Raw genomic sequence first — 16,751 nt, 5'->3', positions numbered from 1 at the left:
GCTCTTTGCTGACACCGTAACCGTCGTTTTTTAATCAAAGTCTAACTTGCCATCACGGCAAGATTTCGGGACCCACGATGGCGTCATCGTACAACCAATGACACAACGCATCAGCCTCCCCAGTGTGGTAAAAGCCCAGCAACTGGCGGTCAAAGGCGGCCAACTGGGTCTGACTGACCATCAGCAACCCACCGCCACGCTTACTGAGGACTTGGTTAGCCACCAACATCGCCGTGACCAGATTTTCCTCATTGAACAGTTGCTTGCGGATGATGTAGGCCAAGATTTGTAAGGCCCGGTCCGTGTAATCACTGTGAGTCAACCGAATGTTCAAAATGTCGCGTTCGACCGCTTCTTGTTGGGGCAATGGTAGGTCCACTTGCTGATCGGCTACGATGACGTGTCCCAATTTCCGAAGCTCGCCACCTCCGAGGCCGATTCCTTCGGTGACCAAATCATTGATGTGGCTAAAGGTCAGGAGGTCAAACCCCTGCGGCGAACTGGTGATGAAGGCAACCGCCGTCCGCAGGTTCAAGGCCAGCTGGACCGTGGCGTCATCGAGCCGCCGGTTGGTCACCCCACCCTTTAACAGCGTGTTAAGCTGGTTAAACGGCACGGTGGGCGAGGTCAACCGCAACAGCGCCGCTACCAGGTTGGTTTGGTTACGGATCAGTAACTGTTGTTGCTCAAAATAACTAATGTGATAATGTCCCTGCGGATAATTGGCTTTTGCATCCATAATCGCTCGTCCTTTCTAATGACTGTGACGCGTTACCCCCATTATAAGCCTAAACTCAAAAACAGCCCGCAATAACGGTCGACCGACCGTCATGCAGACTGCTTTTTTAGGTGACTTCAATTTACGTTTTAAGCCAACGGGCCAAAACTACATCTTCATGCCCATCTTGGCGTACGAGCTCATGCCCGCCAGATGAAGGTCCTTGACGTCCACGCCGCGTTCTTTAGCGAAGGCGTTCATCAAGGTGTCCATATCCATCAACTTATAAGTCTTTGGATGCTCGGGATCGTAAGCTTCGATTTGAGCCATCATCCCACCATCTTCGTGTTCGATGATGTGGCAGTGGTACATGAAGACACCGGGCTTGTCGAAGCGGACCTTCAAACGGACCGTTTCACCAGGGTTGACCCCGACGGTATCCTTGTACCCGTGTTCGTTCGGGTACGAGGCCTTGCCGTTACGGGAAACGACTAAGAATTGGGTTCCGTGCATGTGGTACGGGTGAACCATTCCACTGTCCTTATCGTTGTTATTGGTGATATCCCAGTATTCGACGTTGCCGACCTTTTGCCGGGCATCGATCCGTTGCATGTTGAACTTCTTGCCGTCCATCATGACGTACTCGTCCATGCCGTCCATGACGACCTTACGAACGGGCGTATCAGCCGTGACTTCGGGGTCCGGAATATCGACCAAGTGGTCTGGTAAGGTGACGTCTTCATGTTCGTACTCATGGATCCGGAAGCGCACGATTGGGGTGTCGTCCGAGTATAACGTGACCGTTTCACCGGGCTTGACGCTGCCGAAGTCAACGATGATTTCGGCCCGTTCTGCACAGGTCAACATCAAGTGGGTGAAGTTAACGGGTTCCGGCATGACCCCACCATCGGAAGCGACTTGGGTAAATGGCAAGTCGTTACTGAAGTGCAGGCGCCATTCACGCCGGTTGGCCCCGTTTAAGATCCGTAAGCGAATCCGTTGGGTGGTGACGTCGAAGTACGGGTTGATGGTCCCGTTGATCATTGGCGTTGGGCCTTGGACCCCATCCGGATCATAATCTTTATTGTAGTCCCACTGGTTGTCTTCGTGGAAGCGCCGGTCTTGTAAGACCAACGGCACATCGTCGACACCGTAGTTACGTGGGAATGGTAATTTAGCTTCCTGGTCGTCGGTAACCAGCACCATGCCGGCTAAACCGTGCCAGACCTGTTCGGCCGTTGATGGGCACGGATGGGCGTGGAGCCATAACGTTGCAGCGGGTTGGTCGACCTTGAAGTCGATGTGCTTGGTCTCTCCCGGGTAAACGGGGGCGTGGCAACCACCGTCTTCGTAAGGCCCCGGAACGTTCAAGCCGTGCCAGTGGAACGTGGTTAATTCCTTCAAGCTGTTCTTGAGGTCGATGTGCATGGTCTTCCCCTTAGGAAAAATCAGCGTTTGGCCCAGTAACGTCGTGTTGTAGCCCCAGGTCTTGGTCTTCTTGCCGGGCAAGAGTTGGGTCTCACCCTCTTGCGCGTCGACCGTGTAGTAAGTATCGGTCGCAGTTTCTTTATCTGGTTTCAAAAGTGGCGGGATCCGCAAAGCCATTTGTGGTGCATCGGATTCCTCCAAAGGTACGTAACCGCCATCGTGCGTGTTGTACGCTGGCTCGTCAAAAAAATAATCGGTATAAGTTGGTTTAGTCATTGCTAAAAGACGCCCCTTCCACAGATTTTATGATGACTTGTTCTTCTCCATGATACCGCAGTTTGGAAAAGGTGTAACCGCTTTTCACAAAAAATTAGTCTGAGGTCATTACCCATTTATCAGCTTTATCGTTCACGGATTGACGGGACCAAAAGCGGTCGCAAAAGCCCCACTGAGGACGCTTTTGCGACCGCTTTCATTCCTGGTTAAGCTGACTTAGCCGAAATTTCAAAATTGAACAAACGTTAAATTTAGTTGGCTCATTAGGGCCGCCGCCGGATCAACGCCCACAGGCCACTCCCCATCAGTAACCCTATCCCGATGGTCGCCCAAGAGGTGGTCTGCTCATTAGTTTGGGGAAGCTTAGCATTCGCTGAGTGTAGGACCCGCGTGGGACCTTGGGTGACAACCACTGGTCGGACGTGGTGGGAGGCAGTCCCCGTAGTCGACGTGCCCTTCACCGCCTGTTTCTTCGTCGTTGTAGTCGGTTGCTTGGTGGTCTTCTTTGCTGGTTGCTTCTTCGTTGGCGTCGTTGGCGTCGTGACCGCATCTTCGGTCCCTTCATCGGTATCCACGGTCCCCGTATCCGGGTCGCCGTCGACGTCAATGTCGCCATTTTCATCGATATCCCCGTCACCGTCTTGATCCTCGTTGCCGGTGATGGTGCCGTTTCCGTTCCCCGAATTCGAACCGGTCGTTGAGACCTTACCGTTAGCCACTTCGGGTTCCCGACTCCCAGAACTACCACTGCCCCAGGTCAGTTCGGCCCGGTTCTTGAAGACGTACCCGTCCGCAATCACGCTGGGGTCGTCCACGGTGGTGTAGTAATCGATGGTGTACATATCAGTGATCGTGTCGTTGAAGGTCAAATCAAAGCCGTCATCTGTATAGCTGACCTGGTATTTATCAGCCGAAAGTGCCGGCTTTTCTCGTTTGTACCCGGTGGTCGAAGTCCAGACGGCTTTGGAGACCGTGACGCCCGGCACCATGGTCTGGTTGTCGCCAATCGTATCGTGAATCTTCAGGTTGGCCATTTCCAGTTCTTGGCGGTTCACCAAGACCGTCCACTTGATGGTGTTGTTGTCCTGAAGTTCTCCTTTCTTGGATAAATTGGCCGTGTTTTCGACGATGTTGATTGTGTCGTCGTGATTGTTCGGGAAGTTCACGGTCTGCTCCCCGTACTCGTCACCGGCGTACTTGGTCGCGATGTACAGGTCTAAGACCTTATCATCTAAATTCTCGACCTTTTCGTTTAACGTGACGGTCACCGTCTGGCCTCCCTTGTCGACGGTCCCCGTCCCGATGACCGTCTTACCGTCCGGTCCGGTCACGTCAAAGGTGTCGGTCTTAGATGACTTTAAATTATCCGGCAACGGGATGGTGATCTCGTCACCACTATGTAGGGCTACATTGCCAAACTCCAAATGGTACTCGACATTAATGGTCTCTGCCGGTTTAAAGTCCGGCCCGTTGACCACTTTAGCTGCCGTCACGTACAAGCTACCGTCGATGGTTGCCGCGTGGGCACTGGCCAATGACGCACCTAAGCCCATGAACTCCACCAAGCTAACTAAAGCCATCAGCCATTTAATGCCGCGGTGGTTGCGTTGCACAGTTATCCCCTCCTAAAGGTCGTTTTCAGGGTTAATTATAGCCGGAATCAACCGCCCTTTTCAACTGATAAGCCGCCCGGTAGTCCTAACCCACTCCTTACCGGTCCCTTCACCACCGCAACCGATTGCATTTTTACTTTTCTTTTGCTAAACCCGATAAAAAATGACGCCACCTTGAAAGTCACAGCTTTCAGGATGGCGCCATGTCATTTTATCGCGACCGGATTAGCAAATCCGGGTCCCGAGGGTTTGCATTTCTTTCTTTAAGTCTAACTTGGATTTTTCTTCAGCCGTGTACTTGATCAGGCCGACCGCGCTATCCAGGATCCCACTATCATCGCGTAAAGCGAGTTGGTTGTTCTTGCGGTCCAATACTAAGCCGTTGCCCAAATAGATGGCATCGTCGTTGTTCGTCCGCATCTGGTAACCGGCGTTGTTGTTGATTTCTAATTGGTAATCAGGATCTTCTTCGGTCAACGCGACCAATTGGAACTTGTTCCCAATGGCGCAAGAACCGCCGATGGTGGAGTAGCGGTTGGAGCCATCATCCGTTACCAGTAACAAAATGGAGCCCGCCTTTACATGCTCTGCCAAGTAGTCCTTCGCTGCGTCTTTAATCTTGATGTCCATTTGAAGTCCTTCTTTCTCTGCCAAGTAGCAATTGAATTGTACACAATTATTTATACACGGTTTCCTAAGCAAAGTAAAGCAAAACGCTCACTCAATGATAGGCTTAACCTTTAATTGGCTCCGCCGATAGGGCGTCAAAAGGCCCCCTGACGCGCATCAAGTGCGCCTCGGGGGCCTTTGCTTAGGATTTATCGTGATACGCGCGCTTGATAAGCGTGATGACTTCTGCTTCGGACAATTTTAATTTTTGGGCTTCGCTGGTAAAGCGACTCACGTAGCGGTCAAAGAACTGCTCCTTGCGCTTGGCGCGGATCATCTCCGCGGCGTCTGCGGTCACGAACATCCCGACCCCGCGCCGTTTTTCGATCATCCCGGCCGCCACCAGTTGGTTGATGCCTTTCAGTACGGTCGCCGGGTTGATATGAAATTCCTTGGAGACCGCCGTGGTCGACGGTACCTGTTCGCCGGCTTGGTAAATACCCGTGAAGATTGCCTCTTCGACCTGTTCGGCGACCTGCAGGTAGATGGGCTCGGGACTCTCAAAATTAAATCGCATATTGGCTCGCTCACATTCTTCTTGAACTCGTCTTAATCGTGCCGACTTTTCTTCGGCAGGACCAGATTCAGGTAAAGCCCTAGCGTCATCAGGTAGTACAACCCGTACAGGGCCAGGAAAATCGCGAAGGTCCCGCCGATACCCAGATACGGGCTCATCGGTTTGGCCATCAACGGTTTAAACATCTGTAATCCAAACAAGACGTCGATAACTCCCATGATACCAGGAATCGCAAACAAAATGCCAATTTCTTTTGCCAGGCTGTGCCGCATCAGGCTACGCCGGACCCCGTCCTTGTTCAACATGGCGTAACGGCGGGCATCGCCGGGAGCGCCTGATAGAATCTTGAACATCAGACACGAGGCCAACATCGCCAGAAAGGCAATCCCCAAGAAGTAACCGATGAATTCCAGTCCGCCAAAGATTCCGTTCAGCATCATGTAGGACTGGTAAGTCCCGATGGTCAGGGCCGCGGTGTGTTGCGGGAAGCGGCGTTGCTCGCTGTGGTCAAGTTGTTTCAGGGTGCTCAAATCGGCAGCCAGATGTTTGACCCGGATCGTGGTCACCGTGTAGGTCTTGCCCTTTAAGCGCTGGAAGGCTTGAGGTGACAAGAGTTTTGGCGTCGCAAAGTCGCCGAGTTTAGTCGGACTCAGCATCAAGAAGTCGAGGCGCGTCAAGCCGTCTTGTTTGAACTTGGCCAACGATTGGGTGGTGAAGTGCGGGTGCGTGGTTTGTTGCTCGCTTTTTAGCTGCTCAACCGGATGGCGCTTGAGTTCCGCGGCGTTGTAGTAGGTGGTCTTGCCGCGGACCTTTTGGGTGTACGTGTCCTGGTGCGCCACGTGGAGTTGCTTAATCAATTGACGCTGGTGGTGGTTCGGGTTATGCACCGCCACCGCGTAAGTTCCCAGTGAATCGGCGACCATCGGCATTTGTCGGTGATAGCCCGATCCCACCGTGATGGCCCCCAACGCCAGGGCGAACAGCAGCGACACAATGGTCAACATCCGCGTGTAGTCGTGGACCCGGAAGTTCAATTGGCCCAAAAGAAAGCCGTTGAGGTGCTTCTTGGCCCAACTAGTCCGCCGTAAGCCGGCGATAATGGCCAGCACGGTTGAATGAAACAGCAGGTAGGTTCCCAGCGTGATGGTGACCAAGGCGACCGGAATCGCCGTTACTTTTAAGTCGGTAATAGCTGCCATGGCCCAGTAGCCGATGGCCAGGAAAATCACGCCGACGAGACCACCCAGCAGTTGTCGTCCGGGATGCCGTTTCGGTTGGACCGCCATTTGGTCGGCGTGGAGCAACTTTTGGACCGTGGTGCGCATCAGGTGCATCAAGTTGAACAACGACGCTAAAATGAACAGGCCAATGTACAGCACCGCTGTGAACAACATCGCTGGCAAGTAGATTGCGGTCAAGTGCGCCAGGTGTAAGCCCAAAAGGTCGAGGAGAAAGCTGACCAGAAAACGACTGACGAGAATCCCCAGCCCAATCCCAACGACCGTGGCACCGGCCCCTAGAATCAACGTTTCTAACACGACCAGTTGCCCGATACGGCGGCGTTTGGCCCCCAGCATCATAAATAACCCGTAATCGTGCTGACGCATGCTCAATAGAAACGAGTTGGCGTACATAATGTAGACCACCGTGATCAATGCCAACAGGACCGCACCGAAGCCGAACACCAGACTGGCCGATTTGACCACCGCGTTGGCCTTGATGAAGGCTTGGTTGGTCGCCAGGTTGGCAAACATGTAGAAGATGGCCGCGGACATGGTCAGACCGGCCAACAAGACCAGGTAGTCGCGCCGCCGATTTTTCACGCCGGCTAAAGCTAATTTCGTTAACATCGTGGCCCCCCTATTCGCTAAACGTGCCCAGGGCGTTCAGCACCTGTTGGTAGAAGTCTTGGCGGGACAACTCTCCGCGCGTCAGTTCTGACCCAATCTGGCCGTCCTTGATGAACAGGATGCGCTGACAAAAACTGGCAGAAAACGGGTCGTGGGTGACTAACAACACGGACATCTGTTGCTCGCGATTGATGGTGGTCAACAAATCCAATAACTCGCGGGCGCTGGTCGAATCCAGCGCTCCGGTCGGTTCGTCGCCCATCAGGAGGGCTGGCCGGTGCACGATAGCCCGCGCAGCGGCGACCCGTTGTTTCTGGCCCCCGGAGAGTTGTGCCGGGTACTTCTTTAACAAGTCCTCGATGGACAGCGTCGTCGCGACCTCATGAATCGCCTGGTCCATGACCTTGCTGGGCGTGCCCGTCAAAGCCAGCGGCAAGCCGATGTTTTCCTCGGCCGTCAAGCTTTCTAGCAGGTTGAAGTCTTGGAAAATGAAGCCGACTTCCTGGGCCCGAAAGTCTGAAAGCTGGTTCCCCCGCATCTGGGTGACGTCGTGGCCATTGACCACGACTTGCCCCTTCGTGGGTGTGTCTAAAGTCGATAACATGTTCAAGAGCGTCGTTTTCCCGGAACCCGACGCCCCCATGATGCCGACGAATTCGCCCGGTGCGACCGTGAAATTCAAGTTCTGTAGCGCGGTGTACGGCCGTTCGCCGGCTTTACCGTAAGTCTTTTCTAAATCGTGTACGTCAACGATTGGTGTCGTCATGGTTGAAATCCCCCCGTTAGTTTGTTGGTTAGTTACTTGTGTAATTAACTATACTGCCTAACCAGCAAATGTCAACCGTTAACTTTTTGGCACCAAGGTAATTACCGGACGGATTACTAGAGCCCCAGTGGCTTTGGGTGTAAACTAATTTTGTAGTGATGAATGATGAAAGGAAGGATTTTAGCATGAAACAACTCAACTTAGGTGGCACCGACTGGCAAGCCTCCGCTGTGGCCCTCGGCATCATGCGGATGGCCGGACTCTCAACACCCGATGCAGCCAAAGCTTTAGAAGCCGCGCATGAGGCGGGCATTACCTACGTCGACTCCGCCGACATCTACGGCGACGGCGCTTCGGAAAAGAAGTTCAAAGACGCCCTGGCTGCTTCCAGCCTCTCGCGGGATGATTTCTACATCCAATCCAAGGGTGGCATCGTTTTAGACCCATCCCGGAGCCACGATGGCTTGGTTTTTGGTAAGCGCTACGATTTCTCGAAGCAACACCTGATTGACGCCGTGGATGGCATCCTTTCTCGGATGGGCATCGACTATTTGGACGCCTTCTTACTTCACCGTCCGGATCCCCTGATGGAACCGGACGAGATTGCAGACGCTTTCAACACCCTGCAACGCGAGGGCAAGGTGCGGCATTTCGGGGTCTCCAACTTCAACGTGCAACAATACCTGATGGTCCAAGACGCCGTCGACCAAAAGCTGATGTTCAACCAGCTCCAATTTGGCCCGGCCCATACCGGCATGATCGACGCCGGCATGCACGTCAACATGGAAGACAAGTGGGCCGTGGACCACGACGGCGGCATGCTAGAATTCTCCCGCCGCAACCACGTGACCATCCAAGCTTGGTCCCCATTCCAATACGGTTTGTTCGCCGGCATGATCATCGACGACCCGAAGTACAAGGACTTAAACGACGAATTGCAAAAGCTGGCCGATAAGTACGGCGTTTCCAAGAACGGCATCGTCATTGCTTGGATTCTTCGTCACCCGGCTCACGTGCAAGTTCTCTTGGGGACCATGAACCCCGACCACATCAAGGACAGTGCCGCTGGTGCCGACGTCACGTTGACTAAGCAAGAGTGGTACGACGTTTACCTGGCCGCGGGCAACACGTTGCCTTAAGCTCAGGCTTTCCTTTAACCGATAACTCGAAAAGGCGCCCAGGCGCTAGTCAGTTTGGCTAGTATCTGGGCGCCTCTTTTATGGGGCTAATTAAGCTTAACGTTGGCGATTGTTACTGAGCTTGTCGGTGAAACACCACCCATTGTGGGGCTGGTAACCGATAACGTAGGTGCCGGTGCGACCAGTGGATGGCTGGCCGGTGAACTACCCGGTGACGATTCAAGCTCCGCAAAGTCGTTAGGTGGTAATGCCACCCCGTCATGGTCGCTTTAACGTTTCGGTAATGGTCCGTAGGTTTCAGCGCCGTGTGGCTTTTCGCTTGTGGTGCTAAAGCGACCCATTGTCGATTGGCCGTGATAAAGGTCTTGTTCGCGAGTTGGTACCGTAACGTGCCGTGCTTAGAGAAGCGCTGCCCGATGACCACGAATTCGGGCCGGTACCCCCGTGGTCGCCGCGTGTACCAAACGATCCGCGTCTTTCGACTAAAGTTTGGCGTGCGGTACAAGCCTAACTTGTGCAGACCCGTGACCCGGAAGCGGCGGAAAGTGGCGCGATCGGCCGCAAAGTGCCGCTTTAGTTGCCAAGTCTTTGGTAAGTGCTTGGTTGCTAGAGGACCGGTTGGATTCAGAGCGGCTGCTAGTACACCCGGTAGGACCTTCGAACCGGTTAATTTAGGCCAATCCTCAGAGGAGCTGCTTAGCACTGTTGATGTCATCGGTTCAGTTTTAGTCACTGTACCACTCATTTCTGGTGATGTCGTTTGACTGCCGCCGACCACATTCGTCGATGGTTGTTGACCTGGCTGACTCGACGCACCACCCGTTTCTGGTGATGACAGTTGATTACCGGCGCCAGTTGTCGATGGTCGTTCATTTGACTGACTCGGCGCGCCACCCGTTTCTGCTGATGACGGTTGATTACCGGCGCCAGTTGTCGATGGTCGTTCATTTGATTGACTCGGCTTACCACCCATTTCTGGTGATGACGATTGATCACCGTCTCCAGTTGTCGACGGTTGTTCATTTGACTGACTCGGCGCGCCACCCGCTTCTGGTGATGTCGATTGACTACCACCGGCCACATTTGTCGACGGTTGTTCATTTGGCTGACTCGGCGCGCCACCCGCTTCTGGTGATGTCGATTGATTACCGTCTCCAGTTGTCGACGGTTGTTCATTTGACTGACTCGGCGCGCCACCCGCTTCTGGTGATGACGGTTGACCATCGTCTCCAATTGTCGATGGTTGTTCATTTGACTGACTCGGCGCACCACCCGTTTCTGATGATGTTGACTGGCCGCCGGCCACATTCGTCGACGATTGTTGACCTGAATGACTCAACGCACCACCCGTTTTTGCTGATGACGGTTGATTACCGGCGCCAGTTGTCGATGATTGTTCATTTGACTGACTCGGCTTACCACCCGCTTCTGGTGATGACGGTTGACCATCGTCTCCAATTGTCGATGGTTGTTCATTTGACTGACTCGGCGCACCACCCGTTTCTGATGATGACGGTTGATTACCGGCGCCAGTTGTCGATGGTCGTTCATTTGACTGACTCGGCTTACCACCCGTTTCTGATGATGACGGTTGATTACCGGCGCCAGTTGTCGATGATTGTTCATTTGACTGACTCGACGTACCACCCGTTTCTGGTGATGACGGTTGATTACCGGCGCCAGTTGTCGATGATTGTTCATTTGACTGACTCGGCTTACCACCCGCTTCTGGTGGGAGTGTCAAGAAGTTTGTGTAAATAACAAGAAGACTTCTTCGTATCATTTTGTCTAGCTTAAAACATTGATTCTAAAGTATCTTGGCACTGATTGAAGCCATTATGAGCTCTGCCGAAGCATTTCTCGTTGTACTCTAAGATAATTGTCGCAAGGAAACGGTCAAGTGCTGATTCATTTGGAAATTGTTCTTTGACTTTTGTCTTGCGCTTCAGCTTTTTATTGAATGATTCAATAATATTCGTTGAGTAAATTGTTCTGCGAATACTCGGAGGAAATTCTAAGAAGGTTAGTAAATTAGACGTACTGGCTAAATTTCTAACCATTCGAGGATACTTTGACTCCCAATGATCGATAAAACGATTTAAAATTAGCTGGGCTTCATCACGTGTTTTTGCTCTGTGGAGTTCTTTGAACTCATTAACGACCTCTGCACGGTCGTTTACACGAACTTTCTGCATGATATTTCGTGACATATGGATCAGACAGCGTTGAAATTTAGCTTGAGGATAATTGTGGTTAAGCGCTGAATCCAAGCCAACTAAGCCATCTGCGATGACTAACTGGACGTGTTTAATACCACGACTGACTAAACCAGTTAGTAATTCGGACCAAACTTCTGAATTTTCCGTTGGTGCAATACAGTAATCTAAAATTTCTTTATGACCATCTGCTTTAATACCTAAAGCGACATAAACCGACTCTTTTTGAACCGTATCACGACGTAAGGGCACATAAGTTGCATCAAGGAAAAGACAGACGTAGTCTGTCGAACTAAACCGCCGCTGATGATAAGCAGTCACTTGATCCTCAACAATGGCTGTAATGTTGGAAATCGTAGTGGGTGAATAATGAGTTCCATACATCTTCTCGATTAAGTCAGCTATTTCTCGAGTTGTAATTCCTTTTTCGTATAACTGTATAATCGTCGTTTCCAGTGCATCTACTCTTCGAGAATAAGGTGGGATTAAGTTAGCCTTAAACTCGCCCTTGCGATCGCGTGGGACACAGATACTCAGCTTTCCATACTCTGAATCAATTTGACGAAAATATTGGCCATTTCGAGAGTTACCAGAGTTGAAACCTTGACGATCATAAGGATCGTAGCCTAGAACAGAAGTTAACTCGGCTTGAAGTAACGTATTTAATGTATCCTGCAGTTGTTTTCTAAAAACTTCTTTTAAATCACCATGAGATAGTAGTACATTTGCCAATTCTTTGTTAAACTGATTCATAGGGGAAGACCTCCGTTGATTTGGTTTAGACGCTTATAATCATACGGGGAAGGTCTTCCCTTTTTCAATACTCATTTACACAAAATATTTTACACTCTCCTTCTGGTGATGTCACTTGACTACCGCCGGCCACATTTGTCGACGGTTGTTCATTTGGCTGACTCGGCGCGCCACCCGCTTCTGGTGATGTTGACTGGCCGCTGGCCACATTCGTCGCTAATTGATGCCCTGGCTGACTCGGTGCCGGTCCATTTGTTGCCGGTGATAACGGTTGACCGCTGCCCTCGGTTGACAACTGTTGATTACCTATCGTAATCGTCGTCCCCGAATTGTGATTCTGGTTGCTTATTGTTGGCGTCGTGTGAGTGGCTTCCTGATTCTTGTGTTTCATTATCGCTTGGCTAATTGTTAGTTGACCAGTACATTGTTGTAACTGATTAGCCCACTGCTGCAATTGTTCTTTCAAGGGGTGCGCAACATTTTTATCAGCTTCAAGTTGATCTAATACTTTATTCACTCCCGCTACCGATAAATGATATCGATAATTACCGATGTGCGTCCCGTCATCATCAACAGTCAAGTCGCTCGCTATAATTTTAATATCGGCCCCTTTTTTTCCATTTGACCAACTTGGCGTAAATTCAATATCTTGGAGTTGCTTGCTGACCGGCTGACCATCATAAACACCAGTTTGATTAATCCACGTTGGACGATTTAAAGTTACAGCTTGACGACAAGTAAACGTCACTGAAGCAGGATTTTTCGGATCAGAGCTTCCAATTACGTTTAGTTGCGGTTCAACGACCACCCAGCCTGGAGCAATTTCAGGAGTAGTAATAGTGGCTTCCTGTCCTTTTAAGGTATAACGAATTTCGGGTTGCTTGGCCATTGATGTTTTATCAAAAGCTCTTTGGCGTGCAGTATTAGCTGCTCGAATTTTTAAATTATCTCCATCCACTTTTAATATTTCAGATAATTTATTAGAAGTACGTTTTTTTAGATTGTCTGTTGCCGATTTAAACTTCAATATAATTTTGTCCAAAGCTAAATTATATCCCGCTACAAAAGGCCGCTCTACCTTAGAAGGGGCATCAGAAGAATCATCAAAATTTTGAAATTTTACCCCTGTCCCATCATCCATTGCGGACTGTCCAGCGTAACTTCCGGCTTCTTCAGGGCTTGGAATCAAACCAGGATTTATTGTTTTTGACAATGACTTTTGGTATCTATCATGTGCACAATCATACCCATTTTGATAAGCTCGCTGTGCTAAATCAATTTCTTGGTCAGCAGCTTCATCAAAGACTTCCGTCGCAATGGAGTTTAAATCCAAAGCCTTTATATATGCGTTGTTACCAAGAAGAAATTTCATATCCGATTCTGCCACTGCTAATCCGGCACTCTTTTTATTTTCATAATCATCTATGATAAATTTCCCATTTTCATTCTTGAAAGCACTACCACTATCTGCCCAAACCATTCCCGCATAAGCTGTATTCAGTGACATTAATTCAGAATACGTTCTTTGATAATCTCCTACCATGTACTTTTTCTCAGTTTTCAGATAATAATGATTTTGCTGTCTTTCTTGAATCCGATCCTGAATATCCTTGATATTTTTCGAACCTGAAAACATACCGTTCTTAAAGTCATTCAGATAATCAGTAGCTGCATCAAAAACGGCCTCATATTCAGCGTTATAAATTCCCAGAATGACTTTACGGGCACCAGAACTATCCCTTGTATATGGCATAATACCTTTGCCAAATTCATGTGGGACCGGTTTCTTATCTGGTTGTACCAATTGCTCTTCTTCCGTTGGAGATAACTCATATTCTTGAGTGCTATTACCAGCTGCCGTATCATTATTTTTCTCAGTAATGCTTGCAATAATTTTTTCAAACGATGGTTCTGCTTGTGAGTTCATAACTGCATGCAATGCATCTTTACTTGCTACAGACAAAATGTTCGCAATGACTTTGCGATACCATGAGTAACCGGCATCATGTGCAATTTTAGATAGTTTTTCTTTGCTTGGCTTGGAACCGTTCAATATACTTTCGGGGTGTATTACGTCATACTCGGTCGATTTTTGAATTTGATCTCCATGAAACATGCGGGTTAGCGCTTCATCAGCACCTTTTTCCCAATTAGTCTCAATAGCGTACTGTGCATTAGTACGAATCGCTGCGTAAACCTTTTGGATAATTAGTTTAGACACTACATCCGCCAAGCCCCATCTTTGAAGCGCTTTACCAAGATTTCCATTCAATTTAACGGCATCCGACAAGTTCTGAGGAGCATAATCATTTTTACCATCATCGGTAATACTACCGCCAATCGAACGAATATCGGACAATGCCTGGTGGGCAATCCCGTTAATAATTACCGGGGCCACTTCTGAAATATAAAAATTAATCGCATTGACTGTTTGCTGGACATCAGCGCGAACCGTACCATCCTTAGTCACTGGGGTATACCCTAAACCGGCATGCTCGGTATACTTCTGACCGATGCCAAATTCATTCTTTATCCATTTTTTAGTAAAATCACCATTCATATAAAATCCACCCGGGACACTAGCTCCTGCTAACTGTGTTGGATCATAACTAGCTGCATCGATTAACTGATTCGTGTTTTTTACAGTCTTCGACTTGTCCGTAATTCCATTGACCCATCCTGCTAGTTCTTTAGTGAATTCTTCCAGATAATGGGCGTAACCATTATTATAATCAAGATTCTTTACACGATTAAACTTTGAACCGTTCCAACTTGGTGTCTTGTAGGCGTCGTTTTGTTGGAAGGACCCGTTATTATAGTAAATATCCATTAGCTCAGACATACTCTTGATATTATCCGAAATACTGGAATCCAGTTGATTAATCGTAACGTTGACAGCACCAACTAATCCTGTGGCATCAAATCTTCCAACAATCCTACTAATATCAGTCTTAGCCGCACCCTCGCCTTTTGCAAATTGTTCACTCTCTGCTGGTTTTTGAGCCGCTATCGACGTCTTGATGGGTAACGTCCGTAACTGCTTACCCACCGTTTTTCTAGTAGTCGCTTTGACCGTCACTGTTGATTGTGACACCACCCGCAATGGCTGACTAGCCGCTACTGGTAGCGCTGTTGCCATTGGGCTTTCCGTTTTAGCCGCTGAACTCAAAGTTGTCGCACTCTGACTAGCCACGGGGGCTGTAGGTGATTGAACCGCTTGATTCTCCTGCTCTACCGCTTGGCTCTGGGGTGCTTTCGTCTGGTCATTTTCCTGACTGTTCGTCTGGCTCTCACTAGTGACGTCCGTTTGACTAGTCACCTGACTCTCGTCGCTAACGCTAGTTTCACTGGTCGATTGCTCACTTGTCGATGTCTCGGTAGCACTTTGCGACGACACCGGAATGGTGGCACTTTGCTGCGTCGCGGTCACCTCATCGGGCGCGACCGTTTTGCTGGCCCCTTTGGTGATGGTCTGGGCCTTGGCCACCGTCGTCATGGCGGTGCCGCCACCTAACAACCCACTAACGATTGAGATCCCCGCCACTAGCCAACGTCTACCTGCTTTATACAGTTTAAAATGCGTCTTCGTTTGTCCCTGCAACAACTCAGTTTGCTTCTTTTGGCTTAATCCTTTCATGGTGTGTGCCCCTTTTCCTCACCTATTTCCCCCTGATAATACCACGTTTTAAACGAAATGGTTAATCCTATTAATTATAATTATTTTTATAAGCCGCACTATAAAATAATTAATGATTCCAGGGCTGTTGTTGATGGAGAACACACGTGATAATTAGTGATGCCACAATCAGTTCGTCAATAATCGACCAAATTCCGGGACCCTGTGTCCCTAAAAATAAGTCCCGCTGACTACCACGTTCTAGCAGTCAACGGGACTTATTTTCGTTATTTCGCTAAGGCCGCCGTCAAAAAGTCCGGCAAACTCCGGGCAGGATGACCCATGATTTGGCGGTAATCATCGGTCACCGTCGCCAGTAAGCCCTGCGCCCCACCGGCGTACATCGAGGCCAACATGGCGCCCTCGTTGCCCTGGTTGTACATCTCAGCAAATTCGCTTAGCGTGACCGGGGCGTAACCAATCGCATGCCCACTGACTTGGCTCAAGACTTGGGCCAACGCCGGCATGGTGTACGACCGCGTTTGTGTCAAGGTGTAAGTCGCTTGGGTCCACAGGCTCGGTGTGACCGCTACTTTGGCGAAGGCCGCGGCACTATCTTCCAGGCTGATGAAGCTCAATGACGCGTCCCCCATGGGATAGATGACGTTTTGCCGGTCAATCAATTCTGGTAAGTACGGTACCAGCGGATCGGCGTACAGGGCGTTGCGAATCAGCGTAAACGGAATCTGCGTCTGCGCCAACCGTCGCGGCACGTAGCCGTAAAAAGCCGACAACGTGAAGGGGTTGGTCGCCTGGTCGGCAATGAAGCCCATCACGATCAACTGCTTTAAATTGGCCTGCTCAGCGGCAGTCACCACGCGTTCAAACTCTTCGACCCGGCTCAAACTGGTGTGGCTCTTGCTGGGGATATAGATGACCACGTCAGCAGCGTTGAATGCCGTCGTCAAGGTCTGTGGGTCCTGGTATTCCAGTGGGTAGTTCACCATCCCCGCCGCGACCAAATCAGCCGCCTTGGCCGGTGTGTGCACGCCCACCGCGATGTCCTTCGGGGCCACCAGTTGGGCCAATTGGTGCGCCACTGCTCGGCCTAAGTGGCCCGTGGCGCCCGTAATCAGATATTGCATCCACAAAACTTCCTTTCGATTTATGTCCTTCCTTATAGTGTCCCA

The 16,751-nt window shown here is 50.2% G+C and carries 13 protein-coding genes; 2 read left to right on the top strand and 11 right to left on the bottom strand.

Annotated features, from left to right (window positions below):
• Positions 1 to 52 precede the first annotated feature (52 nt).
• The 7 genes from H3M12_RS05090 to H3M12_RS05060 all read right to left on the bottom strand — a co-directional run bounded on the left by H3M12_RS05090 (position 53) and on the right by H3M12_RS05060 (position 7,837).
• Positions 53 to 739: a hypothetical protein gene (locus tag H3M12_RS05090; RefSeq protein ID WP_182151012.1), complete on the bottom strand. Its 687-nt coding sequence runs from the start codon at positions 737 to 739 to the stop codon at positions 53 to 55.
• 147 nt (positions 740 to 886) lie between these two features.
• Positions 887 to 2,422 (bottom strand): multicopper oxidase family protein, encoded by a 1,536-nt coding sequence (locus tag H3M12_RS05085; protein WP_182151011.1) that lies wholly within the window; start codon positions 2,420 to 2,422, stop codon positions 887 to 889.
• 263 nt (positions 2,423 to 2,685) lie between these two features.
• The gene (locus H3M12_RS05080; protein WP_182151010.1) at positions 2,686 to 4,035 is read right to left on the bottom strand and encodes a collagen binding domain-containing protein; all 1,350 of its coding nucleotides are present in this window, start codon (positions 4,033 to 4,035) and stop codon (positions 2,686 to 2,688) included.
• Positions 4,036 to 4,260: 225 nt separating this feature from the next.
• The gene (locus tag H3M12_RS05075) at positions 4,261 to 4,665 is read right to left on the bottom strand and encodes an iron-sulfur cluster biosynthesis family protein (protein WP_129033340.1); all 405 of its coding nucleotides are present in this window, start codon (positions 4,663 to 4,665) and stop codon (positions 4,261 to 4,263) included.
• Positions 4,666 to 4,846: 181 nt separating this feature from the next.
• Positions 4,847 to 5,221: a GntR family transcriptional regulator gene (locus tag H3M12_RS05070; protein WP_129033339.1), complete on the bottom strand. Its 375-nt coding sequence runs from the start codon at positions 5,219 to 5,221 to the stop codon at positions 4,847 to 4,849.
• A gap of 32 nt (positions 5,222 to 5,253) precedes the next feature.
• Positions 5,254 to 7,071, bottom strand: a complete 1,818-nt coding sequence (locus H3M12_RS05065) for an FtsX-like permease family protein (RefSeq protein ID WP_182151009.1) — start codon at positions 7,069 to 7,071, stop codon at positions 5,254 to 5,256.
• Positions 7,072 to 7,081: 10 nt separating this feature from the next.
• Positions 7,082 to 7,837, bottom strand: coding sequence for an ABC transporter ATP-binding protein (locus tag H3M12_RS05060; protein WP_129033337.1), 756 nt, complete (start codon positions 7,835 to 7,837; stop codon positions 7,082 to 7,084).
• Between the two features lie 185 nt (positions 7,838 to 8,022).
• Between H3M12_RS05060 and H3M12_RS05055 the strand changes: the two genes are divergently transcribed.
• Entirely contained in the window at positions 8,023 to 8,976 is a 954-nt protein-coding gene (locus H3M12_RS05055; protein ID WP_129033336.1) for an aldo/keto reductase, read from the top strand.
• 112 nt (positions 8,977 to 9,088) lie between these two features.
• Here the strand turns inward: H3M12_RS05055 and H3M12_RS05050 are convergent, their stop codons facing one another.
• The gene (locus H3M12_RS05050; protein ID WP_182151008.1) at positions 9,089 to 9,691 is read right to left on the bottom strand and encodes a DUF5776 domain-containing protein; all 603 of its coding nucleotides are present in this window, start codon (positions 9,689 to 9,691) and stop codon (positions 9,089 to 9,091) included.
• A gap of 71 nt (positions 9,692 to 9,762) precedes the next feature.
• On the opposite strand from H3M12_RS05050, the gene H3M12_RS05045 reads away from it, so the two are divergent.
• Complete coding sequence (locus H3M12_RS05045; RefSeq protein WP_129033334.1) at positions 9,763 to 10,737, top strand: hypothetical protein; 975 nt, start codon at positions 9,763 to 9,765, stop codon at positions 10,735 to 10,737.
• 32 nt (positions 10,738 to 10,769) lie between these two features.
• On the opposite strand, the gene H3M12_RS05040 is transcribed toward H3M12_RS05045, so the two are convergent.
• The 3 genes from H3M12_RS05040 to H3M12_RS05030 form a co-directional block, all read right to left on the bottom strand.
• Positions 10,770 to 11,945: an IS256 family transposase gene (locus H3M12_RS05040; protein ID WP_182151007.1), complete on the bottom strand. Its 1,176-nt coding sequence runs from the start codon at positions 11,943 to 11,945 to the stop codon at positions 10,770 to 10,772.
• Between the two features lie 64 nt (positions 11,946 to 12,009).
• Entirely contained in the window at positions 12,010 to 15,582 is a 3,573-nt protein-coding gene (locus tag H3M12_RS05035) for a KxYKxGKxW signal peptide domain-containing protein (RefSeq protein ID WP_129032843.1), read from the bottom strand.
• A gap of 266 nt (positions 15,583 to 15,848) precedes the next feature.
• A complete protein-coding gene (locus H3M12_RS05030) occupies positions 15,849 to 16,706 on the bottom strand; it encodes an NAD(P)H-binding protein (RefSeq protein WP_129032844.1) in 858 nt (285 codons plus the stop codon).
• Between the last annotated feature and the right edge of the window lie 45 nt (positions 16,707 to 16,751).

Source organism: Levilactobacillus suantsaii (assembly GCF_014069315.1).
GTDB lineage: Bacteria > Bacillota > Bacilli > Lactobacillales > Lactobacillaceae > Levilactobacillus > Levilactobacillus suantsaii.
Note: the sequence above shows the minus strand (reverse complement) of the source record. Positions and strands in the feature narration are given on the sequence as shown.